General features: G+C 38.3%; 17 protein-coding genes. 11 read left to right on the top strand and 6 right to left on the bottom strand.

Annotation, left to right across the window (positions count from 1 at the left end):
* Positions 1-40: 40 nt before the first annotated feature.
* Positions 41-376, bottom strand: a complete 336-nt coding sequence (locus B4G94_RS09880) for a winged helix-turn-helix transcriptional regulator (RefSeq protein WP_206531783.1) — start codon at positions 374-376, stop codon at positions 41-43.
* Positions 377-486: 110 nt separating this feature from the next.
* Here B4G94_RS09880 and B4G94_RS09885 point away from each other — a divergent pair, with 110 nt between their 5' ends.
* The 7 genes from B4G94_RS09885 to B4G94_RS09915 all read left to right on the top strand — a co-directional run bounded on the left by B4G94_RS09885 (position 487) and on the right by B4G94_RS09915 (position 5998).
* On the top strand, positions 487-1551 hold the full coding sequence (locus B4G94_RS09885; protein WP_286858629.1) for an NADH:flavin oxidoreductase: 1065 nt from the start codon (positions 487-489) through the stop codon (positions 1549-1551).
* Between the two features lie 204 nt (positions 1552-1755).
* A complete protein-coding gene (locus tag B4G94_RS09890; protein WP_286858631.1) occupies positions 1756-2340 on the top strand; it encodes an alpha/beta hydrolase in 585 nt (194 codons plus the stop codon).
* A gap of 171 nt (positions 2341-2511) precedes the next feature.
* Positions 2512-3621 carry an L-dopachrome tautomerase-related protein gene (locus B4G94_RS09895; RefSeq protein WP_286858633.1) on the top strand — a complete coding sequence of 370 codons (1110 nt, stop codon included), beginning with the start codon at positions 2512-2514 and terminating at the stop codon, positions 3619-3621.
* Between the two features lie 25 nt (positions 3622-3646).
* Entirely contained in the window at positions 3647-4654 is a 1008-nt protein-coding gene (locus tag B4G94_RS09900) for an alpha/beta fold hydrolase (protein ID WP_286858635.1), read from the top strand.
* Between the two features lie 328 nt (positions 4655-4982).
* Complete coding sequence (locus tag B4G94_RS09905; protein ID WP_286858637.1) at positions 4983-5297, top strand: hypothetical protein; 315 nt, start codon at positions 4983-4985, stop codon at positions 5295-5297.
* 36 nt (positions 5298-5333) lie between these two features.
* The gene (locus B4G94_RS09910) at positions 5334-5654 is read left to right on the top strand and encodes a hypothetical protein (protein WP_108633084.1); all 321 of its coding nucleotides are present in this window, start codon (positions 5334-5336) and stop codon (positions 5652-5654) included.
* Between the two features lie 11 nt (positions 5655-5665).
* Positions 5666-5998, top strand: coding sequence for a hypothetical protein (locus tag B4G94_RS09915; RefSeq protein WP_108633083.1), 333 nt, complete (start codon positions 5666-5668; stop codon positions 5996-5998).
* Positions 5999-6013: 15 nt separating this feature from the next.
* Here B4G94_RS09915 and B4G94_RS09920 read toward each other — a convergent pair whose 3' ends face one another.
* A complete protein-coding gene (locus B4G94_RS09920; RefSeq protein ID WP_286858640.1) occupies positions 6014-6760 on the bottom strand; it encodes a DUF72 domain-containing protein in 747 nt (248 codons plus the stop codon).
* Between the two features lie 539 nt (positions 6761-7299).
* Between B4G94_RS09920 and B4G94_RS09925 the strand changes: the two genes are divergently transcribed.
* Entirely contained in the window at positions 7300-8400 is a 1101-nt protein-coding gene (locus B4G94_RS09925) for a glutaminyl-peptide cyclotransferase (RefSeq protein ID WP_286858642.1), read from the top strand.
* Between the two features lie 111 nt (positions 8401-8511).
* Here the strand turns inward: B4G94_RS09925 and B4G94_RS09930 are convergent, their stop codons facing one another.
* Positions 8512-9390, bottom strand: coding sequence for a hypothetical protein (locus tag B4G94_RS09930; protein WP_286858643.1), 879 nt, complete (start codon positions 9388-9390; stop codon positions 8512-8514).
* 19 nt (positions 9391-9409) lie between these two features.
* Positions 9410-9913, bottom strand: a complete 504-nt coding sequence (locus B4G94_RS09935) for a hypothetical protein (RefSeq protein WP_286858644.1) — start codon at positions 9911-9913, stop codon at positions 9410-9412.
* A 348-nt stretch (positions 9914-10261) separates the two neighbouring features.
* On the opposite strand from B4G94_RS09935, the gene B4G94_RS09940 reads away from it, so the two are divergent.
* The 3 genes from B4G94_RS09940 to B4G94_RS09950 all read left to right on the top strand — a co-directional run bounded on the left by B4G94_RS09940 (position 10262) and on the right by B4G94_RS09950 (position 11668).
* Positions 10262-10495, top strand: coding sequence for a hypothetical protein (locus B4G94_RS09940; RefSeq protein ID WP_108633078.1), 234 nt, complete (start codon positions 10262-10264; stop codon positions 10493-10495).
* A 91-nt stretch (positions 10496-10586) separates the two neighbouring features.
* A complete protein-coding gene (locus B4G94_RS09945) occupies positions 10587-11090 on the top strand; it encodes a YfbM family protein (protein WP_286858645.1) in 504 nt (167 codons plus the stop codon).
* 35 nt (positions 11091-11125) lie between these two features.
* On the top strand, positions 11126-11668 hold the full coding sequence (locus tag B4G94_RS09950) for a GNAT family N-acetyltransferase (protein ID WP_165308238.1): 543 nt from the start codon (positions 11126-11128) through the stop codon (positions 11666-11668).
* A gap of 79 nt (positions 11669-11747) precedes the next feature.
* On the opposite strand, the gene B4G94_RS09955 is transcribed toward B4G94_RS09950, so the two are convergent.
* Together B4G94_RS09955 and B4G94_RS09960 are read right to left on the bottom strand one after the other, a co-directional pair.
* The gene (locus B4G94_RS09955) at positions 11748-13991 is read right to left on the bottom strand and encodes a GH92 family glycosyl hydrolase (protein WP_286858646.1); all 2244 of its coding nucleotides are present in this window, start codon (positions 13989-13991) and stop codon (positions 11748-11750) included.
* A 30-nt stretch (positions 13992-14021) separates the two neighbouring features.
* The gene (locus B4G94_RS09960; protein ID WP_286858648.1) at positions 14022-16340 is read right to left on the bottom strand and encodes a GH92 family glycosyl hydrolase; all 2319 of its coding nucleotides are present in this window, start codon (positions 16338-16340) and stop codon (positions 14022-14024) included.
* Between the last annotated feature and the right edge of the window lie 120 nt (positions 16341-16460).

Consider the following 16460-nt stretch of genomic DNA (forward strand, 5'->3'; position numbering starts at 1 on the left):
CAAACAAAGCGATTTGATGAGAAATCAAATTGATTTGCTATCAAATGGAGATTCCTTCTGCATAATATTCCTCATTCCATTTCGCTAACTGACACATAATTGGAATAAGTGCCTTCCCTTTTTGAGTCAGCGAATATTCTACCCGAGGAGGCAACTCTTTAAATTCTTCTCTCAAAATAATGCCATCTTCCTCCAATTCTTTTAACGAGGATGTCAGTACTTTTCTTGAAATATTTTCGATCAATGCATCGAGTTGTCCAAATCGGGCTTTCCGATCTCTTAGCGTGTATATAATAATGGGCTTCCATCTTGTTCCCAAAATTCCCATAGAGCGTTGCATCGCGCATGGACAATTCTTAAAATCAGTTCTTTTCATCGTCAAAACATTTGATAGTTACACAAAGGTAACTACTTTGCACTATTAATGGTTACAAAAATATACTATTTAAAATATATTTGTAAAGAAATTCGTAAATGATATAAAAAATGAGCATACAAACACTTTTTAGTTCATTCCAATACAAAAATCTTGTATTAAAAAACCGTTTCGTCATGGCTCCCATGACACGAGCATTTTCTGTTGACGGAATCCCTGGAGATGTCGTTACAGGTTACTATGAACGGCGGGCAGCGGGAGACGTTGGTTTGATTCTAACCGAGGGAACCGTCATCGAGCGGCCCGCATCAAAAAACTTAAAGGACATTCCAAATTTCTATGGAGACCAGGCATTGAAAGGCTGGAAAAACATTGTCGAGGCTGTCCACGCAAAAGGAGGTAAAATAGCTCCTCAACTATGGCATGTAGGGTATACGCCAATGCAGTGGACTCCACCGGCGGCTTTTGAAAGTCCCGACACAATGACTTTAGTGGATATAGAAAATACTATCCAAGCGTATGCCGATGCTGCAAAAGCTGCAAAAGAGCTAGGTTTCGATGCCTTCGAAATACATGCTGCACATGGTTACTTGATTGATCAATTCTTTTGGGAGGGAATGAACCACAGATCAGATGAATTCGGTGGTGAAACGATAAAGGAGCGTTCCAGATTTGCCGTCGAAGTAGTGAAGGCAATGCGAAAAGCCGTTGGACCTGACTTTGTAATTATCATCAGACTATCACAATGGAAACAGCAGGATTATACGGCAAGATTAGCCCCTACCCCAAAGATGATGGAAGATTGGATTTTACCATTAGTTGATGCCGGTGTAGATATTTTCCATGGAAGTCAACGACGTTATTGGGAACCAGAATTCGAGGGCAGCGATTTAAATTTTGCCGGATGGCTGAAAAAGGTCTCTGGTCAACCGACAATAACGGTAGGTTCGGTAGGACTTGACAAAGATTTTGGTGAAGTATTTACAAATTCAGAATTTAAGTCATCCCCAGCTTCACTGGATGAATTGGTACGTCGATATGAAAGAGGGGACTTTGATTTGGTTGCTGTGGGTCGGGCAATTTTGCAAGATCCGAATTGGGTAAAGAAAGTTCAAGCAGAACAATTCGGAGACTTGTCTATCTTTGAGGCCAGAAGCTTAGCAACTTTGTCTTAAATAGATCAATGATCTAAGTGCGCTAAAAATCCATAAAAGACGAATATTCATTTTTATGGATAAAACAAGATATCCACTCGTCTTTGGGTATCTTGCTTTTTTTTAAAGAAATCATATAAAATTCCTTAGTTTAATATTTTTTTAACTTTGGATATCAGCACATTATTAATAAATTGCAGTGAAAATGCTTTTAAACCGATCATCATGTCCGATACCCATATTTATATACTTAGTGGATTAGGTGTAGACCGAAGGGTATTCAACAAAATAAATTTTAAGGGTCTAAAAGTTACCTATCTGGAATGGATCTCTCCAAGTTCAACAGAATCAATTTCTAGCTATGCACGACGATTATGCGCTAAAATTACGACCGAACATCCCATAATTATAGGATTATCTTTTGGCGGAATGATTGCCATGGAAATTGCTAAAATTATTGATGTAAAACAGGTCATATTGCTCGCTTCAGCCAAAGCCGACAACGAACTTCCTAAACTTTATAAAGTTATTGGTTTGATCAATCTTCATAAATGTATCCCTAACTCATTGCTAAAATTACACACTGGGTTATCAAATTATTTATTTGGCATCCATTTAAAAGAGGATAAAATGATGCTTAAACAAATATTAAGAGATACAGATGCTGAATTTCTGACTTGGGCAATCAATCAGATCATAAATTGGAAAAACAAGACTATCCCCAACAACTTAATCCATATCCATGGCAGTAAAGACCGGATAATTCCGATCAGAAATAATTTAATTAAATTATTTCTTCCATTGAGATAACATATGAAAACAGACCTGCTCTTAATGAATAAGGTAGACCAACAAAGTCTCCATTCAATGCATCTCTTAAAACAATAATGCAGAAAATGAAGTTATAAAAAAGAGTATTCGTTTTTTAAAAACCACTATCGTTATTCGGCACAATGACCAGATCTTAAATAAATACCTGATATGTTCAAAAAACTTACATTTTTTATCCTATCCGTCCATCTGTTAAGCTTTAAAATGCAAGCACAAGACAAACTCGCACTCGATCCAAAACTGGAAGTTGCGGCATCTTTTGACTCTTATCGTCCCATAGGAGTTAGCGCAACTTCAACAAACAGACTATTCGTCTCATTTCCTAAACTGAACAAAGACTATCAGTATGCATTGACAGAAATCATCGATGGCAAACCCATCCCCTACCCGAACCAAACATGGAATGAACAAGGGAACGAAGATTCCCATTTTGTAAATGTTCAGGATATATTTGTAGATGCAGCCGATGACTTATGGGTATTAGACTCCAAACCATCAACTTCGGGGTCCATTTTCGGTCCAGATGGGGCAGCTCCCACTGGACAATTCAAACTCCTAAAAATCGACACAAAAAACAATAAGGTCATGCGTATCTACACATTTGATGACCTGGACAAAACGAAATCGGGTTTGAACGATGTCCGCATTGATATACAAAAAAATCTGGCGTATCTTTCAGACCCAGGACAGGCGGCAATCATTGTCCTTGACCTCCAAACGGGAAATAGCCGAAAAGTACTGGAAAAAAGCTCCTTCACATTAGCGGATCCCGAAGTTGTTATCTCCTATTCGGGTATAGAAATGCGCAATAAGAACGGCGCTCCATTCCTCTCCCATGTGAACGGAATAGCACTAAGTCATGATTTTAATTACTTTTACTTTAAACCGATCAATAAAAATCACCTATATCGCGTCGCAACAAAGTATCTTTCGGATGTGAAACTCTCCCAACAAGAGTTACAGAGCAAAGTAGAAAACATGGGAAATGTAGGTGTTACACATGGCCTGCTTGCTGACCGGAACGGTAATATTTATTTGACCACCTCAATGGATTACAGTATCAAATACTTGAGTCCGGACGGACAAATTCATCTATTGACACAGGACCCCAGATTGTTATGGCCCGATTCTTTGGGTATAGATGGTAATGGTTATCTTTACTTTTCATGTGCACAACTATCCAGAGATCCGCAATGGAACAATGGCGTAGACCGGGTTGAATTACCCTATCGTGTTTATAAAATAAAGTTGCCGAATTGATTACTTGAATCTTAAGCATACATAAATGAAATTATTGACCAAACAGTTCTCTCTATTGCTACTCATCTTTGTTCATTCGCTGTCCAAAGCGCAGACAGATCGTCCTGTGCTGGATATTATGCTCAACAACTATCAATATCCCTATGAAGTAAATTATCTGTCGCTCAAAAGTCAAACAGAAGAAATAAAGATGGCCTATATGGATGTCAAGTCACAAAAGCCAAATGGTCAAACAGTATTGCTGCTTCATGGCAAAAATTTTAACGGAGCGTACTGGGAAACAACCATCCAAGCTTTAAATACAGCAGGATATCGCGTTGTTGTGCCTGACCAGATCGGATTTGGTAAATCCTCGAAACCTGCAGATTATCAGTTTAGCTTTCAGCAACTGGCTGAAAACACAAAAGCACTGCTAGACAAATTAGGTATTGATAAGATCAATTTACTTGGACATTCCATGGGTGGGATGCTTGCTACCCGATTCACATTGATGTATCCTGAGACTGTTAAAAAACTTATTTTAGAAAATCCCATTGGACTCGAAGACTGGAAACTTGTCGCTCCCTACACTTCCATTGACCAAAATTTTCAAACGGAATTAAAAGCGGGGTATGAATCTACAAAAAAATACCAAAAGGGATTTTACTACGATAACAATTGGAAGCCAGAATATGATGAATGGGTATACCTACTCACGGGCTGGACAAAAGCTAAGGATTATCCCATTGTTGCCATGGTGAACGCAAAGACATCAGACATGATCTTTACCCAACCTGTTGTCTACGAATTTCAATATATCAAAACACCCACCCTACTCATCATTGGTACAAGGGATAGAACAGCCATTGGCAAAGCTAGTGTTAAAGATCCAAAAGTGGCCGCAAAAATGGGATTATATCAGCATTTAGGAAAGGAAACACAACAAAAAATCAAGGGATCAAAACTCGTTGAACTCGACAATGTTGGACATTTACCTCATATTGAAGCTTTCGAGCGATTTATCAAGCCCCTTGTTTCTTTTTTAAAAGACTGATTCTATCGCTTCCTTAAGGTTATCATACGCACAAACAACCTTCTCTTTTGTATTAATGCAGAATAACCTCTGTACTCCGCCTTTTAATATCTATCGCGTAGATGGTTTCCCTAAGAGAGAAACCATCTACGCGATAGATCAGCGCTGCAACTATTTTTAACACGATCGCTCAAGCAGGCAAATAAAAACACATTGACATATTAGCATAAAAAAAATGCTAATCAGCTCCTTTGAACACCATTAATATACTTAGCAAAAAAAAATAAATAAAATTTTTTAAAACTAATATTTTTAGTATATTTGACTATCAATTTTAGACAACGTCTTTATGGAACAGGCAAAAAGATATGACAATAAGGAATTGCATGTTGGCGATATTGTTCGCTTCCATACCCCCTATCCCGATGAGGATCCTGATACTATCTTTATTGTACTTTGGTCATACTATGATCCTAAAGGGAAATCATCCAGAGCCGAAGTAGTAAAATTTGACCCAGTTATTAAACATTATCCTGTAATCCAAAAATGGTTTATTCGGGATCTGGAAAAAGTTCCTGAAGTCAGCCCGGAATTATTACAACGAATTGCATTATTTATGAAAAGTAAATTGGGGAATGCGATCATAAGCAAGCTGATCGTTTAAATAAAGTCAAACAAAAAATAATTTATAAGTAACACAATGGAAAATAAATTCAAAGCAAACCGAGAATTCATATCACGATCAATATGGTCCGACTGGCGAGAACGGCTTAAAGACAGCGAAATAAATGGTTTACGCCAACGACTTGAAGTGATGGATCGGGAGGTCCTTATTGACTGGTTGCAATGGTACAATCCAAAGGGTAATTACACAGATCGTAAATGCATGGACAATGGCGTAAAACCACTTTGCAAATCAAAGGCTGTCGAATATACTTATAGAGAGATCTTACGAAATCATACGAAAAAGCTATATAATAATTTTTCGAATGGCTCAATACAACTTATGTTTAACAACTAAATGCTGAATTTATGGAATCTTTCATCAAACAGATTATCGGTTATCAACTGCCAAAAATCCTGGCAATGGAATCACAGCGAAAAGATTGGCGTTATCAGCTACTGGATTTAAAAGATAAAACTCTTTTCGACAGACTTTCACTCATGAAACGGCAGGAATTACTCGAGTGGCTTCAATGGAATGACTCTGATGGAATTTATGGAGATTATGACTGTATTCGTAAAGGTATCCCGTTATTTACCAAAGCACAGGCTTTAGCGGCAGTCTATCATCACATTATGCGTGACCATGAAAGCTGGGATGGCTATATGGGAAAGGAATATATCCGTGGGAGTATATTTTAAACCATTCCTAAATTATCATTGTTTAATATAATCTTCTAATGTTCTGAGATTAGCGATAGCGGCACCGATAGTATTGTTAAAATATACATAAACTTCTTTTCCTTCAGCTAACCATTCCTTGATATAACCACCATATTCATGTAATACGTCATCTTCATAGCTTCCTTTATAATTACCTTCGGGTCCATGAAAACGCATATAGACCATATCACTACCAATGTACTGTATGGCTATTCCCTTAGCATCTTTATCGTGTAGCACCAGATTCATACCATAAGAATTTAATAGTGCCATTGTTTGCTGGCAATACCAAGACTGATGCCGAAATTCAACACATACATGCCAGCCTAAACTTAGCCTATTCGTTGCAATACATCTTAAAAGTTTATCTAAATGACTTAGCGAAGAGAATGTGGTTGATGGAGGAAATTGTATCAACAAACATCCCTTCTTTTTATCCACAGCGCTAATGACATCCAAAAATTTAACAACATCATTATGTTCAAACATTAAATTCTTTTGATGCGTAATTCCCTTCCAAAGCTTAAAAGTAAAACGAAAGTTATCATTCGTTTCTAGAGACCATCGTCCAACAGTTTCACTGCGGGGTATCTTGTAAAATGAGCTGTTAACCTCTAAAGAATTGAACAATAGACTGTATACAGCAAGTCTGCTCTTATCCTTTAAATCATTCGGATAATAGCTCTTGTTCTTATACGGCAACAGAATTCCACTTGTGCCTGAAAAATATCGGATATCCATAACGCAATAACAATCAAAACCAGGACAATAGTTCAAACAGTCCACTATAGGTTTCTTTAGAAACAAGTCTCATCATACTAACGTTTTGACGGATAAAAAACGCTATCCAAATTAAATCATTTAGTTTCGCTATATTTAGAGATGCCAAGTCTACACTATGGGAATCAATTATTCGCCAAATATTCAAAAATTTGAGCATACTTTGATCAATGGAGCACCAAAGTATACCAATATACATTCAATAAAACCAGGTCCTCTTATTTGGCCGAAGAAACCGTACAGCGTATTTTATTAAACTTTGGAAAAATTTAAACATAAAGAATATTGATTCCAAAGTAGAATCTCATTTTTTTTGTATCGCTAAAACAACGTCCTGGATTTAATCAAAGAGGAATATAACAGAAAGAAACTTCTTCAAGCAGAAAATCAACTCATTCAATACCTAATATTTCCCCGACCATGATTTAGGTTTCTTTTGAAATTATATTTATCTTACCTCAGGTATAAAACAAATCTTACTATTCTAAAGCTTTTTAAAAATGAAAACGATTCCCTCCTTATTTTTGCTAACAGTAGCATCTCTTTTTATAGGATGCGGAGAAAACGGTAAAAAAAAGACATCACCTTCTTTAGATACCTTACCAAAAAATAACCCGAACTTTAGTTTCGAAGGGATCAAACAAGATTATACAACAAATGAAGAATTATCGTTTCGGATTACAAGGACGCCTAATTTAAAAGTTGATTCCATCCACTATTATATCAATGATAAGCCAATTGCTAAAGTTTTAGAAAACACGAGGATAACCTATAGATTATCGCAAGAGAAATTTGGCAAACAAATTATTAAAGCGATAGTATTTAGCAACGGAGAATCCGAAGAAAACACCGTAAACATAGACTTTTTACCTCCAAACCCACCTCAAATTTTAACGTATCGTATTGTAAACACCTACCCGCACGACATCAAGGCATTTACACAAGGCCTAGAATTTTTCGGAGATAACCTAATGGAAAGCACTGGCAATGGTGTTGGGGTAAGTGGAAGTAAAGGGAAGTCAAGTATCCGTATTGTGAATCCAAAGACAGGAGAACTGATCAAAAAGGTCGAATTAGCCGACTCAATATTTGGCGAGGGTGCGACCATATTAAATGGCAAATTATATCAATTGACTTACAAAAACAACCTCGCCTATGTCTATGATATGGCAACATTAAAGACAATTAAAACACTACCATACTTCCAAAATATGGAAGGATGGGGACTGACCTCAGACGGCAAAAATTTGTATATGTCCGACGGTTCAGAAAACATCTATGTATTAAATCCCAATAATTTTTCTAAAATTGATTATATCCGTGTTGCTACAAATGAGAAAATCGTCAATCAGATCAACGAAATGGAATGGGTAAAAGGGAAAATTTATGCTAATTTCTTTATGGAAGACGTCATGGGAATTATCAATCCGAAAACAGGGGCCATAGAAGGTTTAGTGGACCTGTCTAAATTACGAGAGAATGTGACACAACACGTCGATCTTGATGTACTGAACGGAATTGCCTACAATAAAAAATCAAACACCTTTTTTGTAACAGGAAAAAATTGGGACAAAACATTTGAAATACAGCTATCGGACTAACCGTTATCTACCCTATTTATAACCTAATTATTTTAATTCATAAAGTGCTATTTCCTCAACTGTTTACAATTAAAAAGCAGAAGTCTTCGGCTCAGAACTATGTCTCATCTGTCAAGGCATTTCTTCAAACTTGTTAAACCCCGTTGTTATCATTTGATGCAATTGAGGTGTAAACAATTGAGGCGAAAGCGGCATTTTCTTGTCCTCCCTATTTAACCTCCATTGCACACGCTTCTCAAGCAGAAATTGCAATCGCTGCAGTGGTGTCAAGCCCGGCAATGTATAATATATACTATTTTCGCCTTCTTTCCCTTGCATTTGAATATATCTCCCCATAGTTACCTTGAATTTATTTCTTTCTTCAAAGCCACGGACAAAGCAACTATCCTGATCAGCGATATCCCACATTGGATCACGGGGGCAACAGACAGAACCATAGCTTTCCTTTCGGTACACGGTTAGCATATCGTCAGGCACCACAGATTTGTCAAAATCAAGTGCTGGATTTTCCAGCACTCCAAGTCGAGTACTATCAACTTTTACATTATCCTCTTCACGTCTGATATAGTAGTAAAAATTGGTCGTTTCTAGCTCCACGCACATCCCCTCCTTTGACGTCGTTTTACTGACCTCAGCATAGAATTTCCAGTCGGGGACAATAAGAATAAACTGCTTTAATTCGGGGTAAAATCCCAATGATTCCTTAAAGAGTTCTACCGGAATTTTTGCGTTCAAATAAAATACATAGCTTGAATCTGTATTAAACTGCAAAGGCATGTCCACGAGGTAATTCCCATTTAATACAGCCACATGGTCATCATCAATCATTGTCACCTGTGAATACTTTTCAGCTAACCAGTCTGGTCGTGCAATTTCCTGTTGATGGAGAAAGCTGGCCTTCTGCTTTATAGCTTTGCTTTTACAGGATACAACAAGTGAGAGTAATACTCCAATTAAATAAAATCTGTGATTGATTAAAGATGTTCCCATTTATTAGAAATTAATCGTGTTACTGCACAGCATTTACCTTTATCCTCGCCCTGTTTAAAAACTCCACCTGTTTCTGCAAACAAGTATCCGCCAAAGCGGCTATCTTATCTTTTTCGTCTGTGATATCCCTTAATAAGGCTTGTCTTGCCCCTTTTTTCTGTTCGTCTACATATTTGATCAACAATGTTCCATAACCATCCGCAATTCTTGTCATATAAGCGATTGTGGTCAAATGAAAGTTCTTTGCAGCTTCACTGGGTTTTAGTTCATTCACTTCACTTCTTATGCCTTTGACATAACTGCTCAGTGCCTGCGCTTCCTTTAGTTTCATTTCGTATGATAATTCGTCAGCCTTGTCCACATCATAGTTACCTTCCAACAGTTTGTTATAACTCTCATCTAACTTCTCTTTACAGCCATGAAAAAGGCCAGCTATCTTCTCGTTATAGCCGAATTCCAAATTACCGCCGCAGGATGTCAACGCGAATATACTGATGATTAAGGTCAAAATAATAATTCTCATTTCTTGATTTTTCAACAAATAACGTATTTTCAATTGCCATTATCCCTGGTAATTAATATTCGTTGCCGATCTTTTAAGATTCGTTGTCAATTTGCCCGCTCTTCCCGCTCAATCAAATAAAAACCTACAATTAATAATATATGAAACTTATTTTTAGTGAAATACAATAAGCAGAAACAGTAAAAAAAAGAAAATCCAGCGACATAGGTCAAGTGCGTTGACTTGTTTCTTACAAAAGAAATACAGAACTTAGAAAAAGAATATGACCAAATCAGAAGTTCCTTGATTTTAGTGGTCTTAAGGAAATCAATAATGAATCAAATTGAGAAGGACTAATAATAAAACAATATGAAACGATTAGCTTTATTGATCATGCTCATCGTAATGTCTAACGTGGTTTTCGGACAAGAAATTGACCGTTCTACGACCCAGACAATTACACAATCCGGAATTGGACTTGGTTCTGTAATTGCCGTGGTTACTTCGTGGGATCGCAACAAATCTATCCTCTGGGCTCTTATCCACGGTATCTTGGGCTGGCTATATGTAATCTATTTTGCGTTTACAAGAAGCGACAAGTAATAATTATACATTTCATTTTCATAATAGAACTAGTGGTACAACATAGGTTGTAAAACTGAAATCATAATGCAGTCAAACAAAATGAGAGGTCATGAGTATGATACAGAATTTTCTCCGGGTCAATTTGGAGACATTAAATAGCTTTCTCGCTGATAGCAGTGCCTTAAGCGATATGGTATATAGTAAAGAAACCATCCATTTGGACAATTTGATAGATATTGATAAAGCCTGGGAAGGTATTTTCTTTCTATTGACAGGAGAATCAATTGGCACCTATGATCAGGCATCCCCGCCTTTATCATGGATATTAGTTGGCCCTAATGACATCGACCGCAACCAGGATATGGGTTACGGCCCAGCTACCTATACCAATATTGAACAGACACGACAGATCAGTTTAGCACTACAAGATATATCCATGGAAGAGTTATCTCAGCGTTTTGACGCGGCTACCATGCTGGAAAAAGATATTTACCCCGATATCTGGGATGATGAAAATGCATTAGATTATCTGCTTCAATACTTCGAAGATTTAAAAGCATTTTATCAGATGGCATACATGCAAAATGAAGCCGTAATTCTATTTCTCAATTAATGAACAACTATTTCATACGTACTAAAGAAAAAAAAATGCATATTTCTAATAGGAGGAATATCCTCATCGAAGAACTAAAGGAAACGAATAACACCGTAGTTTCGGACTTTGTAGAATTAACATTAAATATTGTCCGGGGAGGAGCATCAGTCGGTTTTATGCAAGATATAAATAAAGAAAGAGCTTTTGAGTTCTGGAACGAAGTGCTGGCAAAGGTACAACAGAAAAAAATAGTACTACTTATTGCAAAAGACACCTTATCGGACAAGATTATAGGCACTGTACAATTACAGATAGATCTCCCTCAAAATCAGCCTCACCGGGCCGATGTTGCAAAGATGTTGGTACACTCATCTTTTCGACGCCTCGGCATCGCTGAAAGTCTGTTGCAACACCTTGAGTTAATCGCATGCAAAATGAAAAAATCGCTATTGGTATTGGATACTGTAACAAATAGCCCAGCTCATGCCCTATACCTTAAATGTGGATGGAAAGTTGTAGGAGATATACCAAATTACGCACTTTTCCCCGATGGCACCCCTTGTAGTACAACCTATTTTTATAAAAATCTTGAATAGTATTCTATTCGTAAAAAAATCTCCAATAAGTTCACGCTTATTGGAGATTTTGTAGGCAAAAACAAATAATTGCTGTCAGCTATTTTTTATACCAAACGGGACCGGGTTTACTTCCCATTTGGAAAACAAGGGTAGCTCCGGACATGATCTGCTCATGCGTGATATAACTTGTCTCGAGGGGTTTTCCATCCAAGGTAACCGACTGAATATAAATATTGGTCTTATTTACATGATTTGCTTTCACAGTAAACTTCTTCCCATTCGCAAGTTTAAATTCACTATGCTCAAACAATGGTGTACCGATTTCATACTTCCCACTTACCGGATCAACAGGGTAAAAACCCAGTGCACTGAATACATACCAAGCAGACATTTGTCCACAGTCGTCGTTTCCGCTTAGTCCCGACGGGTTGTTTAGATAGAGTTTATGCATCACTTCAGCAGCATATTGCTGCGTCTTCCAGGGTTGTTCAATTGCGTTAAATAGGTATATTGCGTGATGACTTGGTTCATTTCCATGCGCATATTGTCCGATCATACCCGTACTGAAAATAGGCAGTTTACTAGTATCTGACGGGTGGAAGGTAAACATACTATCTAATTTCTGTCCAAAGCGTTCTTTTCCGCCGACGAGATTGATCAACCCCGGGATGTCGTGTTGAACAGACCAAAAGTACTGCCAAGCGTTGCTTTCGCAGATATGAGCACTGTAATCCTCCGGATCAAATGGACTAACAAAAGCACCCTGGCTGTTACGGGGTTGCATAAATGATGTCGCCGGATTATAAACATTTTTATAATTTTTTGCCCTTTTAGAGAACGTAGCGGCCACCTCTTTGTTTCCAATCTTGTGTGCCATAACAGCAATACAATGATCATCAAAAGCGTATTCGAGCGTACGTGACAAAGACCAGTTCTCGGCATTATATTTATCAACAACGTCATAGGGAACGTAACCTAACTTTTTATAAATTCCAATACCTCTGTAATTATCGATATTCGCTGTTGCGACACAGGCTTCCAATGCCTTTTCAACATCAAAATTACCTATTCCTTTCAGATAGGCATCTACAATAACAGGGATTGCATGATTGCCAATCATCATATCAGTTTCACTACCATAAATATTCCATACCGGCAGGCGACCATGCTGTTCATAAAATGCTATAAATGATTTAACCATATCATTTACACGATTTGGATCAAGATAGGTAAACAAGGGATGTGAAGCACGGTAGGTATCCCAAAGCGAAAAAGTACTGTAATTCGTCCAGCCCTCTGCTTGATGTATTTTTCGGTCAGCACCGAAATAAGCTCCGTCCACATCTCCAAATATGGTAGGAGCCAACATCGAATGGTACAATGCTGTATAAAATTTTGTTTTTTCATCTTTATCACTCGTTTGGACACGAATTTTCCCTAGCTCCTCATTCCAGTTATCTTCAGCTTGCTTGAGATAATAATCAAAGTCATCCTTTACCACCTCAGCTTTCAGGTTTTTAGAAGCCCCATCCATACTTACTCCCGAAAGGGCTGTACTGAGCGTTATCTGCTCACCAGCAGTTGTTTTAAAATCAAAACGTGCCTTGAAAGCCGTACCGATACGCCTGCTCGTTTTTGTTATGGTGTCAACACTTGACTCTATTGCTGAACTGTCTATATGAACTGCGTGGAATGGCTTTGAAAATCGGGTTTCAAAATAAACACGTTGCCCTCTCGCCCAGCCTTCAGAAAATCGATAGCCCCGTACAGTGACCGAATCGACCACCTCGATGTATGAATCTGTTGTCGCATCCCAGTTCATGGCTTTTTTTAGATCCAAAAAAATAGCGGATTGTGCCTCAGGAAATGTATAGCGTTGGATACCACAACGTGGAGTTGCTGTTAGCTCTACATCAATATTGTAGTCTGTCAGCTTGACTTTATAGTAGCCCGCATATGCCTGTTCGTTGTGATGCGAAAACTTGGAATGGATACCCAAAGGTGCTGCTGCTTCATGATAAGGCAATGTAACGGGCATAAACGATATATCGTACAGATCCCCGGCACCTGTCCCACTTAAATGGGTATGACTAAAGCCAGAAATGGTACTATCGGGATAAAAATACCCCGAAATACGATCCCAACCGGGTAATCCATTATCTGGACTCAATTGTACCATACCAAAGGGGGATTGTGCTCCGGGGTAGGTGTTTCCAGTAAAATCTGTCCCTATAAATGGATTGACAGATTTTGCATAAGAACCTTCTGCTGAATCTTTCTGTGAAGCGCAGCTCAGGATACCCAATAACCCTGCGCATGCCAGGTATTTCATATATTTCATAGTGTAGATAGCTTCTTTAATCTTTATGTGTTATCTGTTTCCGGTAACAATCAGGATATCTTTGCTGTTGACCAAAACCTCATGGCTTATCTTAAAGCCTGCTAATAACTTTCCATCAACCACAATTTTTTTGATATATTCTCCATCGCCTTGTTTTTCGCGTCTGATGGTTACCTTATCAGACTTAGGATAATATTTTTTATCAAGTTGAATAGTGACTTTGTCAAATACAGGACTCACAATCGTATAATCTGGTCTACCGGGACAAAAAGGGTAAATTCCCATCATGTTCATTAATGCCCAGGTAGACATTGTGCCTGTGTCATCATTACCGGGAATCCCTCCGGGACTATTCGTAAAATGTTTGTCCAGAATTTGCTTCACCAACTTTTGTGTGCGCCATTCTTCACCTTTTATTTCCGAAAAAACATGCGGATAGAGCATATCTGGTTCGTTTGTGACATCGAAATACCCCTTGTCAAAGGTTGCCTGCAATCTGTCTACAAATTTCTTCTTACCACCCATCAATTGAACTAAACCGGGAATATCAAATGGTATTGCAAAGCTATAATTCCAGGCATTCCCTTCATGGAATCCATGATTAGGTTCGAAATTAGCGCCCATCAATGGATTGAAAGGGGTCAAAAATGATCCATTTGGAAGAATAGGGCGGAATGTACCATATTCCGGCGAATAGTAATGTTTGTATCCTTGCGCTCTCTTGCCAAAAGTTTGTGCGTCTTTAGTTTTCCCCAGTGAGTTGGCCAGCTGCGCTAAGTTCCAATCAGCCATATAATACTCAATCGCGTGAGAAACTGAATTATCGAAAGAATCGCGAAGAGGAACATAACCATATTTTACATAATCGGCATTGTCGGGACGAATTCGATTAGTCGAATCGATTGTGGTCGCTGACTTCAGAAATGCTTCATAAGCGGTATCGATATCATAATCCCGAATGCCTTTCATCCAGGCATCCACGATGACAGGAACCGCTGGATCACCGTCCATTGTATAGCTTTCACGGCTATAAAGTTCCCATTTAGGCATCCATCCATTTTCTTTATAAATATCAATCATGGAACGAATCATGCCCACCTGTTTATCCGGATAGACCAAAGACATAAGAGGCTGTACATTTCTATAGGTATCCCATAGGGAGAATACTGTATAACGGTTGTGATCCGCAACGAGTGTCCTCCTATTTTCCATAGCAGGGTATTCACCATTGACATCCTGTAGGATATTTGGATGGATCATCGCGTGATACATGGCCGTATAAAATACCGTCTTTTGATCTTCGGTACCTCCTTCTACCTCAATTCTCGATAGCTCGCCGTTCCATAGGGATGATGCTTCCTTTCTGGTTTGTTCAAACCCAAAACTTGGCTGCTCGGCCTGCAGGTTTTTTCGAGCGTTCTCGACACTCACAAAGGATACAGCCAGTTGAACCTCTACGCTTTCATTTTCCTGAACATCGAAACTCAGAAACGCGCCCAGATCATCTCCAGACAATTGATCCGAATAATCGGTAAAAATCTTATACTTACCCGCATCTTTGTTCCAATCATTCTCCCATTTTTCACCAGCACGCTGAAATTTCCAGTAACCTTTCTTAGTGGGCTTTTTATTTACTCGCATCACAAAGAAAATCGGATACACAGCCTGATTATTGGTATAACAGAACGAACCTAATAATTTCGAACCTTCAAGTTCCGTATCACTGACATAACGAATTGTGGCACCTGTCTCATTCGTCAGTCCTTCACCTAAATTAAGCAGAATATTAGCCTGTCCTTTAGGAAAAGTAAATTTAGATACTCCCACACGGACGGTTGCGGATGCCTCCGTTTTGATACCGTATTTTTTTAACACGTTACTATAATAGCCCGGATGGGCCTCTTCCTGTGTATAAGTACTTCCATATTGATGGTAGTCAACTTCTAATTTTCCGGCCGTTGGCATCAATAGCAAGCTTCCCATATCAGGACAACCTACGCCGCTTAGATTAACATGCGAAAAGCCTGTAAAATAGCTATTGCTATGTTCGTAAGGTGTAGACCACCAGTGTGCATCTTTATCGAAGGCATTAAGTGATGATCCCATTACATTAAAGGGGGATACATTCATTAAACCATGAGGTACTTGAGCCCCCGGATTGGTAGTACCATAATTACTGGTACCGATAAAAGGATTGACATAGTCTGTCGGTAGTTTTTGCGCAGACGCATTCTCCCAAACAAATAATCCCAAAAGGAAATAACGGATAAATTTGATCATATCTTGATAAAGGCAAACGACCTGTCCATAAATAGGGAACAGTAGTTGCTCATTTTTAAGTGTAGTCACAATACTACAGATAATACCAAAGATTTACAAATATCCACGGCACATATATCTATCATTTTACAATATTAATAGGTTTTAGCAGAACTAAAAATAGCATTGAATTCGAGAAGTCGACCCTTA

This window comes from Sphingobacterium sp. UBA7625 (genome assembly GCF_002484085.1).
Lineage (GTDB): Bacteria > Bacteroidota > Bacteroidia > Sphingobacteriales > Sphingobacteriaceae > Sphingobacterium > Sphingobacterium athyrii.